13 protein-coding genes are annotated in these 17,854 nt (G+C 66.0%); 6 read left to right on the forward strand and 7 right to left on the reverse strand.

Annotated features, from left to right (window positions below):
- Positions 1-187: 187 nt before the first annotated feature.
- From eccCa to IEW85_RS02225, 7 genes are all read right to left on the reverse strand, one after another.
- The gene (gene eccCa, locus IEW85_RS02195) at positions 188-4,201 is read right to left on the reverse strand and encodes a type VII secretion protein EccCa (protein ID WP_188682423.1); all 4,014 of its coding nucleotides are present in this window, start codon (positions 4,199-4,201) and stop codon (positions 188-190) included.
- Positions 4,198-5,142: a MinD/ParA family ATP-binding protein gene (locus IEW85_RS02200; RefSeq protein WP_188682425.1), complete on the reverse strand. Its 945-nt coding sequence runs from the start codon at positions 5,140-5,142 to the stop codon at positions 4,198-4,200. Before IEW85_RS02200 ends, eccCa begins: the two co-directional genes overlap by 4 nt.
- Positions 5,142-6,455, reverse strand: a complete 1,314-nt coding sequence (eccD, locus tag IEW85_RS02205; RefSeq protein ID WP_188682427.1) for a type VII secretion integral membrane protein EccD — start codon at positions 6,453-6,455, stop codon at positions 5,142-5,144. Before eccD ends, IEW85_RS02200 begins: the two co-directional genes overlap by 1 nt.
- Entirely contained in the window at positions 6,452-6,799 is a 348-nt protein-coding gene (locus IEW85_RS02210; RefSeq protein WP_188682429.1) for a hypothetical protein, read from the reverse strand. The genes eccD and IEW85_RS02210 overlap by 4 nt, the downstream gene beginning before the upstream one ends.
- The gene (locus IEW85_RS14265; RefSeq protein WP_229658718.1) at positions 6,789-8,966 is read right to left on the reverse strand and encodes a MinD/ParA family ATP-binding protein; all 2,178 of its coding nucleotides are present in this window, start codon (positions 8,964-8,966) and stop codon (positions 6,789-6,791) included. Before IEW85_RS14265 ends, IEW85_RS02210 begins: the two co-directional genes overlap by 11 nt.
- Before the next feature lie 121 nt (positions 8,967-9,087).
- On the reverse strand, positions 9,088-11,088 hold the full coding sequence (locus IEW85_RS02220; protein ID WP_188682431.1) for a hypothetical protein: 2,001 nt from the start codon (positions 11,086-11,088) through the stop codon (positions 9,088-9,090).
- A gap of 77 nt (positions 11,089-11,165) precedes the next feature.
- Positions 11,166-12,845, reverse strand: a complete 1,680-nt coding sequence (locus IEW85_RS02225) for a hypothetical protein (protein WP_188682432.1) — start codon at positions 12,843-12,845, stop codon at positions 11,166-11,168.
- Between the two features lie 339 nt (positions 12,846-13,184).
- Here IEW85_RS02225 and IEW85_RS02230 point away from each other — a divergent pair, with 339 nt between their 5' ends.
- The 6 genes from IEW85_RS02230 (at position 13,185) to IEW85_RS02255 (ending at position 17,492) form a co-directional block, all read left to right on the forward strand.
- A complete protein-coding gene (locus IEW85_RS02230; protein WP_188682434.1) occupies positions 13,185-13,511 on the forward strand; it encodes a hypothetical protein in 327 nt (108 codons plus the stop codon).
- Positions 13,512-13,535: 24 nt separating this feature from the next.
- Entirely contained in the window at positions 13,536-13,844 is a 309-nt protein-coding gene (locus IEW85_RS02235; protein ID WP_188682436.1) for a pore-forming ESAT-6 family protein, read from the forward strand.
- 112 nt (positions 13,845-13,956) lie between these two features.
- Positions 13,957-14,310 carry a DUF6507 family protein gene (locus IEW85_RS02240; protein WP_188682438.1) on the forward strand — a complete coding sequence of 118 codons (354 nt, stop codon included), beginning with the start codon at positions 13,957-13,959 and terminating at the stop codon, positions 14,308-14,310.
- Positions 14,310-16,250: an alpha/beta hydrolase gene (locus IEW85_RS02245; RefSeq protein WP_188682440.1), complete on the forward strand. Its 1,941-nt coding sequence runs from the start codon at positions 14,310-14,312 to the stop codon at positions 16,248-16,250. Before IEW85_RS02240 ends, IEW85_RS02245 begins: the two co-directional genes overlap by 1 nt.
- Positions 16,247-16,894, forward strand: a complete 648-nt coding sequence (locus IEW85_RS02250; RefSeq protein ID WP_188682441.1) for a hypothetical protein — start codon at positions 16,247-16,249, stop codon at positions 16,892-16,894. Before IEW85_RS02245 ends, IEW85_RS02250 begins: the two co-directional genes overlap by 4 nt.
- 331 nt (positions 16,895-17,225) lie before the next feature.
- Positions 17,226-17,492 carry a hypothetical protein gene (locus IEW85_RS02255; RefSeq protein WP_188682443.1) on the forward strand — a complete coding sequence of 89 codons (267 nt, stop codon included), beginning with the start codon at positions 17,226-17,228 and terminating at the stop codon, positions 17,490-17,492.
- Positions 17,493-17,854 lie beyond the last annotated feature (362 nt).

A 17,854-nucleotide genomic window follows, 5' to 3' on the forward strand; every position in this document is an offset into this window, starting at 1 on the left:
GCCTCGTTCCGCACCCACCGCACGGCACCGTGCCCCATCCCACCGCACCCCCGTTTTACCAAGGCAGATTCAGATTACCCCTGCGGATCCGCAGGGGTAATCTGAGAAGTGGTTGGTAAAACGCGGGTGAGGGTACGACGCCGGCGGCTCATCTCAGGCACGCACGGTCACCTCACCTGACCGCACATCAGGCATCGATGTGCCGGGACGGTGCCCCCTCGGAGAGGTAGGTCTGCACGTAGCGCGGTCTGCGGCCCTGGCGCATGAGCTTGCCGCGACCCGGGCCCATGAGCTCAGGCCGGACGCGGCCCACCACGGGCCCTTCAGAGGGATCGCCGGAGAGCATCAGCGAGGGCGCGCCCACCGCACGCACCGCCTCGGAGAGCGGGTCATGCATGATCCCGGAGTACCGGCGGGCCAGCACCACGTGGAACTTGATGTCCGGGGCGCTGGGCACATGCTGCATCAGCGGCTCCAGCGGGCGCGGCATCGCGGCGTTGAGGATGTCGTAGTCATCGACGATCAGGAAGGTGTGGGGCTCCTCGGCCAGGTCCTCGGCCGACATGGTCCGCCGCTCGGCCAATCGTGCCGCCAGCCCGCCGCGGATGCGCTCGTACATCTCCTGGTTGTTCGCATAGCCGCCCACGAACTCTTCCGGGGCCACATCGGCCAGCAGCCGGCGCGGGTCGAAGATCGCCAGCTTCATATCCGCCGGATCGTACTGCTGCATCAGCTGGACCACGATCGACTCCAGCACCGAGGTGCGTCCGGTCTGGGTGTCGCCGTAGATGATCAGGCCCTGGTCGCGGCCGGTGAGCGCCAGCTCCTCGGGCCGCAGGTCGCCGTCGCGCAGTCCCAGGGAGACCGTGCCGGGCTTCTTCGGCACCTCCATCGCAGTGTGCTCCACCAGCTGGGGCAACACGCGGACCTGCCGGACCGGGGTCTCGCCGAAGTCCAGGCTGTTGACCAGCGTGGTCTGCTCGGCGGCGGTGCCCATGGCGTCCTGCTCCAGGCTGGGCAGCGCGAAGTGCCCGATCAGCTTGTCCTGAGTCAGCGCGCGCCCGGGCCGGTCGCCGGTGATCTGCTCGGCCTTCTTGCGGTCGATCTGCGAGTCGCGCGGCTCGTTGAGCGCGAACTCGATGGAGTTGCCGAAGGCGGCCTGCTCATCGGCGCGCAGATCTCCGGGACGGTTCACGGTGACGATCACATGCACGCCCATGGCGGCGCCGCGGCTGAGGATGTCCTTCATCCCGGCCTCCAGCGGTTCGCGCTCATCGCGGGTGCGGATGAACCCGTCCACCAGCAGCACCACGTCGCAGCCCAGATCCGTGGTGATCTCCTCGGTGCCGCGCGCCCGGCGCACCTCGGCGAAGCTGTCCCAGCCGTGCCGGGCCATGAGCGCCTCGCGCTCATCGAGCATCTGCTGGATCTCCTCCACGGTCCGCCGCGCCTTCTCGGCCTCCTTGCGGCTCGCGACGCCGCCCACATGTGGCAGGTTCTCCAGCGGCTTCAGCGCGGAGCCGGTCAGGTCTATCCCGTAGATCGCCACCTCGGACGGCGTGCAGCAGAGCGCCAGTCCAGTACCGATGCTGCGCAGTGCGGTGGAGCGTCCGCTCTGCGGTCCGCCCTGCATGCTGATGTGGCCGCCTCGACTGGTCAGGTCCAGATGCCACGGGCCCTGCCACTGGTGGGCCGGGTCGTCCAGGACGCCGACCACCGGTCCCAGCGGACCCTTTCCGGGCAGCGCCGGGCCGCTCTCGCGCTGTTCGAGCTCATAGCCGACCTGGGCGAAGCTCATCCAGTCCGGCAACGGCGGCAGCCACACCGGGGAGACTGCACTGGGGATCGGGGCCATCTCGCCGACCATCGTGTCCACCATCATCGGCTCGTCCAGCTCGGGCACTGGCGGGGCCGGATCGTTCTCCGGCTCCTTCTCAACACTTCCCGACGCCGGATCAGCAGCTCCCGACGCCGGCTCGGCAGCCTCACCAGAACCATCCTCAGACCCAGCGCCGTCCCCGACCAGGATCGACTTTCCGGACCCGGCGAACAGCCCGAAGGACGCCACGCGGATCTGGTCGGCCTCCAGCTCCTCGGCCTCACCCTCGATGTCGTCGTCGGAGGGTGGCATGGGCCCGGAGACGTAGGAGGCGCGGAACTTCCTGAACACGGTGGTGTCCACCTTCAGGTAGCCCCAACCGGGCTGGGAGGGCAGGTTGAAGGCCTCGGGACGGTTGATCGCGGTCCGGGACTCCATCTCGGAGAAGGTGCGCAGCGCGATCCGGTAGGACAGGTGGTTCTCCAGCCCGCGCAGGGTACCGGCCTCCAGGCGCTGGGAGGAGAGCAGCAGGTGCACGCCCAGGGAGCGTCCGGTGCGGCCGATCTGCTGGAACAGATCGTTGAAGTCGTTATAGGCGGCCATGAGCTCACCGAACTCGTCGATGCACACGAACAGATGCGGCATGGGTTCGCCCTCGATCTGCCCTGCCTTGTGCAGCCTGCGGTACTCGGTGATATTGGCCAGGTTCCCGGCCTCCTTCAGCCGCTCCTGGCGCCGCATCAGCTCACCCTGGAGGCTGTCGTGCATACGGGCCACCATGGCGGTGTCATCGGCCAGGTTGGTGATCACACCGGAGGTCTGCGGGGCGTCTTTGAAGGGCGCGAAGGTGGCGCCGCCCTTGAAGTCCACCAGGATGCAGGTCAGGTCCTCGGGGCTGTGCGTGGCCATCAGTGCGAGCACCAGGGTGCGCAGCAGCTCGGACTTTCCGGAGCCGGTCGCACCCACGCAGAGCCCGTGGGGTCCCATACCGCCCTGGGCGGACTCCTTCAGGTCCAGGTGGACCGGGGCCTGATCGTCGTCCACGCCCAGCGGGACCCGCAGGAAGTCGGCGGTGCCGCGCTTGCCCCACACCGAGGTCAGCTCCTTCTGGGTGAAGCCGGGGACGCCCCAGGAGGAGGAGAGGCTCTGGATACGCTTATGCTCCGAGTGCTCGTGGCTGTCGGCGGAGAGCCGCAGCGGGGCCAGCTGCCGGGCGATGGACTCGGCGTAGTCGGTGCTGACCGTATCCAACACGCCCTCGCGGAGTGCGCCCTGGTACCAGGCGCGGATGGACCCGTCCTCGGCCCGGACCCGCATGTCCACCCGCTCGGGCTCCAGCTCCTGGGAGGCCAGCAGGTGCATATGGGTGGTGTGCAGGCCGCCCAGATCCGCCGGGGCATCCTCCCACACCGAGTGCGCCTCGCGGCTGGGCTGGTCGCTGATGATCAGCAGCCGGGAGTGGGCGTCGGCGGGGATCTTGGTATAGGACTGTTGGGATTCGATGACGGTCTGCATCCGCCGCTCCCGCTCCGGGGCCAGGGTCTGGACCAGGGAGGAGTAGGTGGTGAAGGTCAGCGGCGCGTCCTTGCCCTGGGCGTGGGGCAGCCACTTCACCCAGTCCCAGTCCTGCTGGTGGGCCCGATCGGTCAGGACCACCACCATCAGGTCCTCGGGGGAGTGGGTGGTGCACAGCTGCAGCAACATGTTCCGCACGGTCAGCAGCTGGGACTCGCGGTCACCCAGGCAGCTGATCACTCCGGCGTTCCGCAGCGGCAGCAGGAAGGGCATGTTCGGGATGGAGCCGAAGCGCTCCTTGAGCAGATGCGCCTCATTGAGCATGAAGGCGTCTGGGGCCTCCACCTGGTCGGCGTCGCCCTGGATCCGGAAGTCGCTGATCGGCAGCGGGGCGGTGCCCACCCGCGGGGCGTAGGCGTCCTGGGACGCGCGCCGGCGTTCCCAGAGCCGCAGCGGGTCCATGATGATCCGGTGCAGCTGCTGGGCGTCGGGATAGGCGTGGTGGTGCTCGGCGCGCAGCCGCTCCTCATCGGCCTCCATGGAGGTCCGCTGCCGCTTGAGGTAGTCCATGTACTGCTTGCGCTGGTTCTGCCGGTTCCGCGCGGACTTGCCGCGCTGGGAGACCATCATCGCGATGCCGGCGATCACCGTGGTGACCATCATGATCGCCCCGATGCCGGCCATGGAGGAGCCGCGGAACATGGTCATCACCGTGACCGAGGCGGCCGCGCCCAGCATGGGGATCAGCATGATCACGTTCATGCCGGTGTTCCCGGAGAGGGCGGGCGGCTCGGCCACCGTATGCTCCGGAGGCATATTCGGCGGGGTGGTGCTGCGGGCCGGGCGGTGGATGACCTGTCTGGTCACAGCACCGCCTCCGCGGCACGGCCGGTCAGTCTGAGCAGGGCGGTGCGGCTGCGGCGTCGCAGCTTCTCGGCCCGGCACTCACTGTCCAGGGCGGCCCGCGGATCCCAGGGCATGGTCACGGCATGACCGCCGAGCAGACGCCGCCGGGTGGAGTTTTTCGACAGCAGCTTCAGCACCGGGGTGCGTGGCTGCAGATGATCGGCCAGATGTGCATCCGGCTCCTCCTGGGGCTCCTGACGTCCCGGTGCGGAGACTGAGATGACGGTGTGGCAGTGCCCGGCGGCCTTGGCGGCGTTCGGGGTCATATATCCGCTGCCCAGATCGATCACGGTGAAGGGCACCGAACGCGACAGCGTCCCCATCAGTCGGCGCCAGTGATCCTCCTTCAACCGCTGGTCAGGACCCAGGCTCAGGCAGCTGACTCCGCCCTGGTCCAGGCCCAGGATCTCCCGGGCGCGCTCGGGGTTGGAGTTGGGCGGCAGCTTCAGCAGCTGGGCGAGCACCTTGCCCAGGGAGCGCTCCTCAGCGCCCAGACGTTGGGCGGCGGTGGAGCGATGGGCTGCCAGGTCCAGGATCAGCACCGGCTCGGCGCGCACTGAGGAGAGCGCCTGGGCCAGCAGCGTGGCGGCCGTGGTGGTCCCGACGCCGCCGTGGAGCCCGTGCAGCCCCACCCGGCGTCCGCTCACGGCGGGTTTCCGGATGGTCTCCCAGTGGGTCTGCAGCTCCCGGGAGAGCTTGGATCCGCTGAGGAACTCGTAGATCTCATGGGTCAGCCGCTGAGGAGACAGCGTGCGGTGCACCGGTGCCGCCGCCGGTGTCGGGGCGGGCTCCGGGGGCTGGGCAGGTGAGGGGTCGGCGTCGGGCGCTGTGTCTGTGGCGCTGCCGAAGCCCATCAGTGCGCGGGCGGAGCCGGAGGAGGGTGGCCTGTGCTGGTCAGTCATCAGAAGGTGTCCAAGAGGTCGCCGTAGAGTCCGGTCATGCCCAGGGCCAGGGGCACGCTGGCCAGCGCGCAGAGCAGCTCCACGCGGCGCACCCAGATGCGGAACTGCGCACCCTGGGTGGCCTTCCAGCTCACAGAGGTCAGCAGCAGCACGACGCCGGCCAGTCCGACCAACGCTGCCAGGGCCCAGTGATGGTGGTCCCCGCTCAGCTCGGCGGAAGTGATGCCCAGCACTGCACCCACTGCGGCGAAGCTGATCGCCAGGCGTTCGGGCAGCATCGGCACGCTCTGGGCGCGCAGGGCCAGGGCCACGGTCAGCACCAGGCACAGCGGGAAGGTCCAGATGCGCTGCTCGGTGTCATGGGCGAGCACCGCCGCACTGACGCCGATGGCCGGGGCCATGACCAGGTAGATTCCGGCCACGCTGCCGTGGGCGCGCAGCAGGGCCTGGCCGGCCTCGGCCATGGAGATGCGCTCGCCGCTGCGCTTGGAGGTGTCCAGCGAGTCGATCCCGGAGAGCCCCACGGCCATCCGGGGCGCCGAACCCATCAGGTAGAGGGCCACCACTCCGATGATCCCCGCCGAGAGCATGGTGGAGACTCCGGAGGTGTGCAGCAGATGGATCGAGCCCAGCAGGGCCAGCAGCAGCGATCCGGTGACGATGTTCGGGCGGGCCAGGTGCCCGGCCACCGCCGCGCCGAGGAAGGCGGCGGCCAGTACGACGCCGGCGATCAGCGAGCCCTCCCAGGCTCCAAGGGTGTCGAAGCTCAGGGCGCCGCCGATGATGACTGCGCTGCCCAGCAGGTACAGGGAGATGGTGGGGAAGGCCCGGCCCAGCATGATGCCGCCGGCGGCCAGCAGTGCGGCGGCCACACCCACGCCGATGGTCTCGTTGCGGGTCTCTGAGTGGTGGATGCTCATCAGCCCGCCCACGGTCAGCAGCACGGCGGCGCAGAGGGCGGACACCCATCCGCGGTGGCGCTCCCAGGCCAACGGGTGGGAGTCGCGGTCCGAGGCCACCACCGTGGTGACGTCGTAGACCTCTGGGGGAGGGGAGACGGCCTCGGTCTCCTGAAGGTAGAGCACGGAGCCGTCGCGCAGCTTGGCCTGGTGGGGCGAGGCGTCCATGTCCAGCTCTTTGCTGGACTCGGTGACCAGGGTGAAGCGGCGCTGGCTCTCAGCGGGGATCTCCAGCAGCTCCAGCACAGTGGGGAAGACGTCCACCAGGGGCGCGGCGGTGGGGACGCGCAGATCGGCCCGGCGATCCTCGGCGACCACACGGATATGTGACATGGAGACATGGATCTCGCTCACCGAAGGTCTCCTTCCGCAGCGGGTGCAGTGGTCAGGCGTGCGGGGGAGTGGGGCGCGGGGAGCGCAGCTGCGGCGCCGGCGTCGTCGTCCACCACGACGACGGCGGCAGGGTTCTCCCGCTGCTCGCGCTCCTGCTGGCGCTGTTCGAGCATGTTCATGATGAAGGAGGCTCCCACGCAGCCGGCGGCGATCAGCGCCGCGATCAGGATGCTGAACATGAGCCGGACCGTATTGGTCCGGTGCATCTGCTCATGCGGGTTGGTCCCGTAGACGAAAGCATCGGTCAGGCGCTGCCGGCGGACCTTCTCCGACTCCAGGAGCCGTACATCATGTTCAAGCTCCATGCCGTTCACCGTCCCGGCTGGGGTAGCCGTCCACGATGGCCGCGGCGATCTCGCGGTAGGCCTTCAGCGTGGCCGGCTTCAGCTGGTCGACCCGGACGCTGTCGCCGTCCGCCACGGCCGGGTCATGCGGGACCACGTAGAGCCCGCGGCAGAGGCCGGCGAGGATCTCGTTGATCTTCTCCGGGATGACCCGGTCGGAGACAGTGTCCTTATCGGTGATCACGATGATCGCCTCATCGGCCAGGTGGCTGTAGCCCTGGTCGTCCAGCCAGGTGAGCACGCGGCGGGCGCGCTCGGCTCCGGAGATGGCGTAGCCGGCGGCGATGACGATGTTGTCGGCGCGCTCCAGCACCGCCTCCATGGCCGGGTGAGAGACGCCGGTGCCGCAGTCTGTCAGGGTGACCGCGAAGTACTGGCTGAGCAGGTCCTGGACCCGGCGGTACTCCTGAGCGGTGAGCGAGTCGGAGAGCTCGGGGTCCTGCTCACCGGCCAGGACGTAGAGACGGTCGGAGATCTCCAGGTAGTTCTGCAGCCCGGTGAGGCTGTTGATCTGGTCTGCGTCGTTGACCACGTCGGCGATGGTCAGCCCGTTGCGGCTGTGCAGCTCGGCCTCGCCCAGGGCGCGCTCCACGAGGTCGCCGCTGTCCGGATTGGCGTCCACGGCGCAGACCATGTCACCGCGGTGCTCGGCCAGCGCGTGGCCCACACCCACAGTGGTGGAGGTCTTGCCGATCCCACCCTTCAGAGACAGGACAGCGGTGTTGTGGCTGCCGGTCAGACGCCGGCGGATGCGCTGGGCACGGGCCTGCTGCTCGCGCTCCTCGGCGGAGGGGCCGGCCTTGTTGAGCCCGAGGGTGAGCAGCTCCACGGTCTTGGCCCAGGTGCCCGGGTCGGGTTCGCGCTCCTGCTCCAGGAAGTTCTCCTGCTCGGCGCGCAGCCGGCGCTCGCGGCGGCTGGGCTCCATGTCCAGCTCCGGTTCCTGGCCGTAGGCGTCCAGCGGCGGGCCGGCCACCGGCTGGACGGGAAGGGGCTCATCAGCGGCGGGGAAGGTGAAGTCGGCCGGCGGGAGGTTCCGGGCAGGGGTGGGGAAGGTGGATTCGGGGGCCGGTGCCTCGGGGGTTGGTGAGGTCTCCAGATCAGGGTCCGACGCCGCAGGCTGCGGTTCTGCAGCGCGGTGCGGGTCCTGCTCCGCAGCGGCAGCCGGCTCGGCAGGGGAGGGAGCGGCAGGTGCCTGCTCGCCGAGATTCTCCTGCGGCTGGGTGTGCTGCAGGTCTTCGGGAAGAGCAGTCTCTGCAGAGGCCGTCGGCGCAGCGGCCTCAGCGGGGGCCGGGTCTGCAGGGCTGTCCTGCTGCTCAGCCCGCGACTGCTCTGCGGCAGGGGCCTGTTCGGAGGCAGAGCCCTGATCAGCCTCCGGAGTGTGTCCTGCTGCGAATGTCTGCTCAGTGTCAGCTGCCCGGGCAGGCGAAGGTGACGCAGCGGAAGCCTCCTGCTCAGCAGGCTGCTGTGCAGGGGTCTCCGAAGAGACCTGGTCAGCGCTCTGTGCGGCCTCAGATGGTTCGGGTTCCGCAGTGTCCTCAACCTCGGCGGGCTGGTCGGAGCTGGTGGGAAGGGCGGCCTCGGCGGAGAGCTGCTCCTCCGAATCGGCTGCGGCCGAGGCATGTTCCACCACCTGCGGCTCGTACTGCTCAGCGCCGTTCTGTTCAGCCGGGTGTTGATCAGCAGAGCGCCGCTCAGCCTCAGGCTGGGCAGGCTCGAACGGCGGAGGTGCCGGCGGAGCGGAAGGCTCCCGGTCGGCGTCGTGGGCCTGTTCCTGTGGTGCCCGGGCAGATGACGGCTGCTGGGCAGACTGCTGCGGCGCCGCGCTGTGCTGCGCGGGCCGCTGCGTCTGCTGGTGCTGACTCTGCTGCTGGGCCTGCTGATTGTGGGCAGGCTGCTGGTGGGTGCGCACCTCGCCGTTGGGCATCACCGTGAAGAACGTGGACTCGCCGCTGGGGTCGTCGATGGCCTGGACCGATACAGACGTCCCGCTGCCATGGGCCTGATGGATCAGGATGTTCAGGCAGTATTCATAGGGGTCCGTGACGCCCTCAGGCATCTGGACAGTCTGGCCGTCGAGGGTCAGCACCCCATCTGCGGTGAACCTGACAGTCCGTTCGGCGACGCTCACAAGCACGATCCTCTCAGGGCCCAGAGAGTGTCTGGGCCCACCCGTTCTCCAGAGTATTCCCGGGGCACCATTATGCCCGGGCACCACAAGACCTGAAGCGGCCTGCGGGATTCAGCGGGGATCAGCTCCCAGCGCGGCCCGCCATGCGCCCGAAGTACCAGATCACGAATCCGCCCAAGAGGGTGGCTCCTGCAGCGATGGCCACGGTCAGGCCGACATTGCTGGAGGCACGCTCCCAGCCGGACATGGCCTCGGCGTCCTCCTCGGCCAGCTCGGACTGCTCGTCGCGCTCGGCGGGAGTGGAGTTCTCGGCCTCGTCATCCTCCAGCGGCTCGTTCGCCGGAGACTCGTCCTCGTCCTCCTCATCCTCTTCCTGCTGAGCGGCGTCCTGCTGGCCGCCCTCGAGGGGATCGTTGGGCTCCAGGCCCATATCGGTCATGCCGCCCTGGCCGGAGCCGAGGGCGTCCTCGCCGAGCTCATCCTCACCGGGCTCCAGGGACTCCGCCGGGACATCGCCCTCCAGACCGCCCTGTCCGGGACGCTCGTCCTCGAGGCTCTCACCTGCGGCGGGGTCCTGGGCGGCTGCATCCTCAGTGTCCGGGTCCTGGCCGGGCTCGAGGGCCTCTGGGTCCTCAGAGGCGTCCAGGTCAGAGGGTGCCTCGCCGGGCTCAGTGGGAGCGGAGTCCTCCTGCTCAGGGGTGTCCTGGGCAGCATCCTCCTCGTCCTCGTCATCCTCCTCGGGCACGGACGGGGTCTCCTCCTGGCCGGGAGCCTCATGCTCAGGCTGCTCCTGACCGGGGGTCTCCTGGACCGGATCCTGCTGACCCGGCTGCTCGGGCTGCTCGCCGGGCCCCTGCTCACCGGACTGGCCGTCCTCTGGGTACTCACCCTCGGGCAGGTCCTGCCCCGGGTCATGCTCGCCCGGCTGCTGGCCGGGGTACTCCTCGTCAGGCAGCTCCTGGTCATCATCGCCGGGGTAGCCGCCGTCCTGGTCACCCGGGTGCTGGTCATCCTGACCGTCGTCCTCGGGGAAGTCGTCCTCCTGGCCGCCCTGGCCCGGGTGCTCGCCGTCCTCATGCGGGGGCTCACCCTGGCCGGGGCCCTCGTCCTCCGAGCCCTCGTCGTCACTCTCGTCGTCGTCCTCAGGCTCCGGGACGGTGAAGTCACCGTAGTCGAAGGGCATCGAGGAGCTCGTCACGGCCACGCTGTAGTCGCCGGGCTCCAGGCCGAAGTGCTCGACGAAGTCCACGGAGAGCTTGCCGTTCTCGACGAAGAAGGTGTCGCCGTAAGGCGTGCCGTCGGGACCGATGATGCTCACACTGTACGGTGTGCCGTCCTCCGCCTCATCCACGGAGAAGCCGGTGTGGTCCTCGGTGAAGTCGACCTGGCCCGAACCGGTGCCCAGGTCGGCCCAGTTCTCGCGGTCCTCAGCGAAGAGGTCGCCCATATTGCTGTAGAAGAACGCCCAGTCCTCATCGTCGAAGTAGTCGAAGGACTCCGGCAGCTCGCTCCAGAGGCTCTCCTCCTCGTCGGAGTCCTCGTCCTGGTCCTCTTCCTCGTCCTCCTCGGGACGCTCCTCCTCCTGCTCAGGAGCCTCGTCCTCGGGAGCGCCCTCCTCGGGTGCATCGTCCTCAGGCTGCTCCTCCTGCTCGGGGGAGTCCTCGACATCGCCCTCATCCTCGGGGTGGCCGGGCTCCTCCTGCTCAGGCTGGTCCTGCTCGGGAGCGTCGTCCTCAGGAGCCTCATCCTCAGGGGCTTCGTCCTCGGGAGCACCGTCTTCCGGCGACTCGTCCTCGGGCTGCTGCTCTTCCTCCGGAGCTTCCTCAGCGTCCTCGCCCTGGGCACCCTCCTCCGGGGCCTCTTCGCCCTCGGAGTCCTCGGGAGCCTCATCTTCGGGGGCGCCCTCCTCAGGAGCCTCGTCTGCGGGAGCGTCCTGCTCGGCGTCGTCGGCCTGGTCGTCATCGGACTGGGCGGGCTGCTCCTCGTCGCGGGGCTCGAGCTCGGCCTGCTCGATCTCCTCGGCCTCTTCGGGATTGCCCACGGCCGCGGACATCGACAGCGGGAAGGTCATCCCTGCGACTACGGCTGCGGCAAGGGCGCGGCGGCGATGAGTCTCATTCATCCTGGTCTGTTCCTTCGTGGTCGTGGGTACGGATGTGGTCTGTCGGTGTCTGTTGTGTGCTGGGCAGCTGCTGCGGCTCAGTCGCCGCTCAGCGCTGCCAAGGTCCCATCGGGACGGCGGATCAGGGCGATCCTGTCCTCCGAGTAGCCGGTGACCCGGTCCGACTCGTAGTGCTGCGTGCCGTCCACGACAAAGCTGCGGCTGCCCTCGGACTCGGCCAGAGCGGCAGGGCCCAGCGCACCGGTGAAGGTGGCGTCCGGGTGCCGGGCGGTCAGCTCGCCGGTCTCCAGGCTGAAGGCGTAGGGGCCGGTCACGGCCAGCTGCATGCCGCGGCCCACCTGCCAGGCCTCAGGCTCATCCGGGGCGGCCACAGCGGAGGTCACCGTGCCCGGCTCCTCCTCCAGGCTGTGGACCACCAGGTACTCTCCGCCGTCCACCTCCCAGAGGCTGAGTGAATGGCCGGTGCCCACGCTGAGGTGGCGCAGGAAGGAGGCGCCGTCGGTGGGTGCCTGCAGCAGCTCCTCGGAGGCCGGCGGGGAGTCCTCATCGGCGGTCACCGGCAGCAGGGCCACCCGGGGTTCGCCCGGGATGACCTGGATGAGGCTGTCGTCGATGGCGCCGGAGATATAGGAGGGGTTGCCCTCGGTCTCCACGGGGTCCTCCTCTCCGATGATCAGGGCGGAGGTGTCACCGTCCTCGGTGGTGAGCATGGGGGTGGTGCCCGGCGCGCGGACCACCTCGCCCTCCTCCAGATCCCAGCTCTGGTCATCACCCTCGGCGGTGACGGCCACGAACTGGTCCTGGGTGAAGACCCCCGCTGCGGGGGTGTCCTCGTGGAGGAACTCCACCACGTGCTGGACCTCGCCCTCCACCGGGATGCGGACGATCTCGTCCCCGGTCTCGGTGTCCAGCAGGACGACCTCGCCCTCCTCACCGTCGATGACGACGGTGCCTGCCGCGAACCAGTAGGCGGGATCTTCGGTGCTGAGCCTGTGGGTCCACAGCTCCTCAGTGTGAGCATCGGTCAGGGAGGTCTCAGCGGGGTTCAGCGCCGGGGCCGAGGCGATCCAGTTCTCCTGCTCGGAGGCAGGCTCGCTGGCCTCATCCCCGCCGAAGGGCCAGGCCCACAGCCCGGCGCCCAGCGCGATGGCCAGCACCGTTGCGGCGGCCACCGCTCCGGCCACAGGGAACTTCCGGCGCCCGGTGGAGCGCTCCGCGCGGGAGGAACGACGCCGGCCGCGCACCGCAGTGTCAGCCAGGGAGGGTGCCGCATGGTCCCGCGGCGGGCCGGGCTGCTGGTGCGGAGGCTGGTGTGGTGCCTGCTGGGGCTGGTGCGGGCCCGGCTGCGGATGATGCGGGGCAGGTTGGGCCTGTGGCGGGTACGGCTGTCCCTGGTGAGGGGGCTGAGTCTGCGGAGCCGGCTGGCCCGGCTGTTGCGGGGGCGTCTGAGGGCCGGGCTGAGCGGTCAGCGGCGTGGACTCGGCGCGACGTGCGCGGCGGCGCTGCTGATGTTCCGGGGAGAGGCCGGCGTCGGCGTCGGGCTGCGGGGCCTGCTGAGGCGGGAGGAACCCCGGGGGCTGAGGTGTGAAGTCCTGCCCTGCGGGGTTCTGCGGTGCCGGCTGCTGTGGTGCTGGCGTCTGCTCCGGCGGGATCGGGGCAGGGGAGGTGGAGGAGGTCTCCTGGGGGCGGATCACCGCGTCGTTGAAGCTGGCAGAAGCGTCACGACGTCGGCGACGCTGCGAGTGTTCAGACGTCATCCGTTGCTGTTCCCTGCATGCTCAGTAAAGCCGTTCGCCGGATCAGGGTAGCCATAAGGGCGGCATGAGTGCGAACTGAGCGTGATCGGATGAACTTATTGTGTTGCGGAGATGAATGTCGCGTTGCAGACACCCGGTGAACCTGAACATGAGCTGGTATTGAGGTGGAAATTCGCCCAGGATGCTGTTCTCGGCTTGACTTGACTGCTGCAAAGTCTGGGAGGGTGGTGCACGCGATGCTGGTCAGGTGTCTGTCTCTGAGTCGACCTGATGGGTGTTGCCAGCAGGCGAGCAGTCGATATCCGAAGGGAGCGTGCCGCTATGGGCGGAGTGTTTGATATGGGGGCTGAGACCCTCTCAAGTCTGACTAAGCAGACCTCGCATGAGCAGCAGGATCTGGGTCAGCTGGTCCGGGAGTTCGTGTCTGCGGTGGAGCCGCTGGAGGGTGTCTTCCAGGGTTCTGGTCGAGCCAAGTTCGATGAGTTCAAGCTGCGTGCCGATGAGGTCGCCAATGAGCTCAACCGTGGTCTGGGCCAGATTGTGGAGGGTCAGGGCGGTATGGACCTGGCGTTTCAGACTGGGGATCAGGAGTTGGCTGATAACTCCTCGGGTGCACAGTCGATGGCGCAGTTCGGTGCAGCCAACTTCGGTAAGGCAGTCGGCTGAGCGCCGCTGGGGAAGGATTGACAGATGCCTAATGTGAACCGTATTTCCTATGACACCAACGTCTCCGCTGATGTTGAGGGCAACATCAACAAGATCGCCGGTCAGCTGCAGGCCCAGATCGGTGCCCGCCGCACTCAGGTGGAGCAGGCGATGAGTGATTTCCAGGCAGATGGTGTGGACGAGGAGTACCGCACGATTGAGACTTCCTGGAACAGCGCCGCGGATGAGGTGGAGTCCATCATCCGCCTGGTGAAGGACACGTTGGAGAAGAATGACACCAGTGCTGAGACTGCTCGGTCGCAGGCGCTGAACGCGGTTTCGGGGATCCGCTGAGCAGAGGCAGAGGCAGAGGCAGAGGCAGCATCGGCAGGGGCGCGTCCGCGCTGTAGGTGAGGGCGCGCCCCTGCAATCTCTTCGAGGGCATACAGGAGTAAGAGGGAACGGTATGAGCAGCTACGACATCGACGTCGACGGCATCCGTGGCGTGTTGGAGACGGTGCGGCCAGAGGTTGAGACGATGTCCGAGAAGGGCAGTAAGGCCACCTCCGATGGCAATTCCATCGAAGGGCAGTGTGGAACCGCCACGGATGTGGCAGGTGCCTTCTCGACGCTGTGGCAGACGCGGTCCGAGGTGGGGACCAAAGCGGCCAACTATGCAGGGGCATGTGCGGATGCCGTGGGCATCGCATCTGTGCAGATCAGCAATGAGGACGACCTCATGGCTGAGAACGCCGGCAGTGCACTGGCGACGGCCTATGACGGTGGGATGGATACGACGCAGGAGGCGGTTGCGGCCTGATGGAAGACTGGGGAACTCCGGATACTTCGAGCACTGACATCCTCTATCCGACTGAGGTCGATGTTCCGTGGGAGGACCTCGATGACTCAGCCTCGGGCCTGAAGACGGCTTCTTCGGATGTGGAATCGTCGATGAACGACGTGCGCAGCACCTGGGGCGGATTGGAATCGGCGTATCAGCAGCCGGACACTCAGGAGACGGTGTGGTCGGCCATGAACAGTGTGCCGGATTCGGTGCAGGACTGGGCCGACACCATGGATTCTGCTGGCTCTGCGTTGCAGGACTTCGTCACTGAGGGGCGTCCTCTGCAGACGACCTCGCAAGAGCTGATGACTCAGGCGACCATGCTTCAGGGGCGGCTCCTCCTTTCCCGTATCGATTTCCTCGGGATCATCAGTGAAGATGAGACCGATGAGGACTCCCAGCTGCGGCAGGACATTGCACAGCACAACCAGGCTGTCTGGCAGTTCAACCAGGACTGGCGCAACCTGACGACCCGCATCACAGGGCGGCTGGAGTCACTCCACGGGTCTGCCGGAGTGGACGACGATATTCCGGACGTGTCGACGGAGGGTTCAGGGACTCCGCCTTTCGTGCAGGCTTCTACCGGTTCTTCGTTCGACGGAGACCTCTTCACCTTCATGGCTAATCAGGGTGATGGCGACGGTTACGATCAAGACGCCGTCGACGAAGCGATGGACCTATACAACGAGACGCTCGATGAGGAGACTGGGGCAGCAGCCCAGGAGGCGTTTTACGATCATCTCGCTACAATGACCCCAGAAGAAATTGAGGAATTCGCGTCTGAAGGTATTCGCATCCACGTTGAATCACCACAGATGCCGCGCAGCCAGGAAGAACTTGATAACTGGCCAGACGGTGCTGATTGGTGGCACAACGCCCTCGATGAAGACCAGCAGGATGCGATGGTCGAGCATCTTCCGCTTCTGACTGGAAACACGGAGGGTGTCCCTTACACCGAGAGGGATATCGCGAACACGGCCGCTCTCTCCTATTTGCTGACCTCTCACACCATGACTGATAAGCAAAAGGAAGCGTTGAGGGATATTCGGGATTCAAAACAAGGCGATGGTCGGATGCTTCTCTCGTTGAACACTTATGATAGTAGGCGATCAGAGGACAATCCTGATCCGCTTGCGGCAGTCTCGGTGGGAAATCCAGATGAGGCGGATACGACAAGTGTCAACGTGCCTGGTATGGACAGCGGAACGCATAACACGAATGCTGAAGTGGATCGCGCAGACGACATGCAGGGGGAGCTGGGAGATGACCATGCAGTAGTGTCTTGGCTGGGTTATGAAGCGCCTCAGTGGTCGGATGAGAGAATCGGCAAGGGGGATGTGCTGAGTGACCAACATGCTGATGTTGGAGGGTGGCACCTAGCGCACACTATCAATGGATTCAATAACACAGCAGAAGGGCAGGGGCGTGACCCTGAGCTTCGAATAAATGCTCATTCATATGGAACTAACACGGCTGCGCACGCGTTGACACGCATCCCCGAGGGCAATGCTGTAGATAGCTTGACTATGTTCGGGTCAGCGGGCATTCCTGAGGACGTTGCAGAAACTGCTGATGATCTGGAGGTCGCTCAGACGGCTGAAGGTAGGCCTGCCGTGTACGCGACAGAGGCGAGCCAGGACTGGTATGCACAGGGGGGTCGTCTTTGGGGAACTGGCCGGAATGACCCAACGAAGGAAGATTTCGGGGCCTATGTCTTTTCTTCAGACGGTGAAGGCAATGTTATGGGTTACCCAACTACTGGTCATGAGCAGACTTTGAATGGCTCAGGCGAGTTCGGCTACTTGGATGAGGATTCTCAGTCCTTCAACTCGATTTTGAGGATCTCTCAAGGTGAAGCTGATACTATTGATTTTTCGTATGAATATAGCCCAGATGGGCCGAATTGGCCGTGGTGAGTGATTTGTCAATGAAGCAAAGCTGGATGGCTTGCCTGATCATTTTGTCGGTTGCCTCCATATCTGGTTGCAGTGACGAGATGCCCGAGGCTGAACAGGAGGGTTCGATGGCCTACCACGGTGACGTAGAGGGTCAGGAACTAATAGCGGATGAAGGCTACACCCAGCAGGAGCAGCTGCGTGAAGTTGAGATCGTTCTTAGTGCAATGCAAGAGCATTTTGGCGAGGCGCATTTTGTGGATCTCGGAAGCCAAGCCGGAATAGATGACTTTGAGGCGGAGGTCAGGCCACAGGATTGTGGTGACAATCATTATCGGTACCGCGTTGGCTTTGATATTGAGGATCGGGATAACTCGGAACTTTATGAGCGAGCTGAGGCGGTTGCTAATCAGCTAGGTCTCAGTGAGAACGAGAACAACGGTGAAGGGGCAGATGGCGGCCCCATGCTGTATGGGGCTGGGTTGGACGAAGATCGACTATTCAGTGTCACTACGGAAGGTGGTCAGTTGAGTGCTATCTATAAGGGTCGCTGCTCAGATCACCAGACAATGCAGGATAAGTTTCAGGAGTTTGCCGATGAGCATGCCGAGCAAATGGAGGAGAATGCACCTACTCACTTGCCTGGATATGGTAGTGGTGAGTGAAGAGTGTGCTTGTGTGTAGCGAAATCATTTAGCAAGGACCTCCAAGGTTCATAATTGTGTTTGATCTTGCCTGGATGTCAATTTAGTGCGTAATCCCAGTCCCAAGCGCTTCGACGCGGTGGAGTGATGCGCGGTCATCGCACACAGGGGTCGCTGTCGGAGTGCTGCTCGGGATTGGTCTGGTGGCATGCGGCGAGGGGCAGCCAGAACCAGAGCCGGACGGGACTGAAGCTGACTGCTTCGATGGCTGGTGCCGCTTCGGGAGGTCGAAGGCGCCTACTACGGGGGATACCACTGTTCACTCTTCTGCCTGGTGGAGGATGCGCGCCGCGTGATCGTGGAAGAAGATATCGACCTGGATACGCTCGTTGAGTCTTTGCCGGACTGGGCAACCACTGACTCCCGTGACGGAGAACCGGTGCTCCTGTATGTCTCAGAAACTTCACCGAATGTCGCTGGGGAGCGCGCCGATCAGATTGAGGCGACCCTGGAGGATTTCGGGGCGTCAGCGGACCGCGAAGCTATCGACGCATGCATACGGGAGGCAGGTCAGGGCACGATCGAAGAGGTTGAGGGTCCGTATCGCGGGCCTGTCTGACGTGCTCTCAGCGTGGGATCTGATGGGACTGGCGAGGCAGCGGGGCCCGTCGCAGAAGAACTTCGTTCAGTTCCGGCCATGAGGGGTTCAGTAGGATGCGCGGTGATGACCATGAGGAACTCGCACCGTCTGAAGTTCGGGCCGGCTCTGGCTGTGGCGGTGTCGTTGGCGTTGACGGCTTGTAGCGATAGTGGTGCTCTGTCTTCGGACGATACAGGCGTATGCGGCGATCAGTGGGGCTGATGCAGGAACTGGTGACAGGTTGGGTTTCCTGTTCAGGCCGCTAATGTCAGCGCCTGTGTGAGCAGTTTCTCCTCGTAGGCGATGGGGGTCAACTTCCCCAGTCCCTTCTGCTTCCTTCT

Source organism: Nesterenkonia cremea (assembly GCF_014642675.1).
In the GTDB taxonomy this organism is placed as follows: domain Bacteria; phylum Actinomycetota; class Actinomycetes; order Actinomycetales; family Micrococcaceae; genus Nesterenkonia; species Nesterenkonia cremea.

What these genes read in the sequence shown, in the direction of transcription:
- IEW85_RS02240 (WP_188682438.1), top strand. Translation starts at nt 13,957, where the DNA reads ATGAGCAGCTACGACATCGACGTCGACGGCATCCGTGGCGTGTTGGAG.
- IEW85_RS02220 (WP_188682431.1), bottom strand. Translation starts at nt 11,088, where the DNA reads ATGAATGAGACTCATCGCCGCCGCGCCCTTGCCGCAGCCGTAGTCGCA.
- IEW85_RS02235 (WP_188682436.1), top strand. Translation starts at nt 13,536, where the DNA reads ATGCCTAATGTGAACCGTATTTCCTATGACACCAACGTCTCCGCTGAT.
- IEW85_RS02230 (WP_188682434.1), top strand. Translation starts at nt 13,185, where the DNA reads ATGGGGGCTGAGACCCTCTCAAGTCTGACTAAGCAGACCTCGCATGAG.
- IEW85_RS02210 (WP_188682429.1), bottom strand. Translation starts at nt 6,799, where the DNA reads ATGGAGCTTGAACATGATGTACGGCTCCTGGAGTCGGAGAAGGTCCGC.
- IEW85_RS02245 (WP_188682440.1), top strand. Translation starts at nt 14,310, where the DNA reads ATGGAAGACTGGGGAACTCCGGATACTTCGAGCACTGACATCCTCTAT.
- IEW85_RS02200 (WP_188682425.1), bottom strand. Translation starts at nt 5,142, where the DNA reads ATGACTGACCAGCACAGGCCACCCTCCTCCGGCTCCGCCCGCGCACTG.
- IEW85_RS02225 (WP_188682432.1), bottom strand. Translation starts at nt 12,845, where the DNA reads ATGACGTCTGAACACTCGCAGCGTCGCCGACGTCGTGACGCTTCTGCC.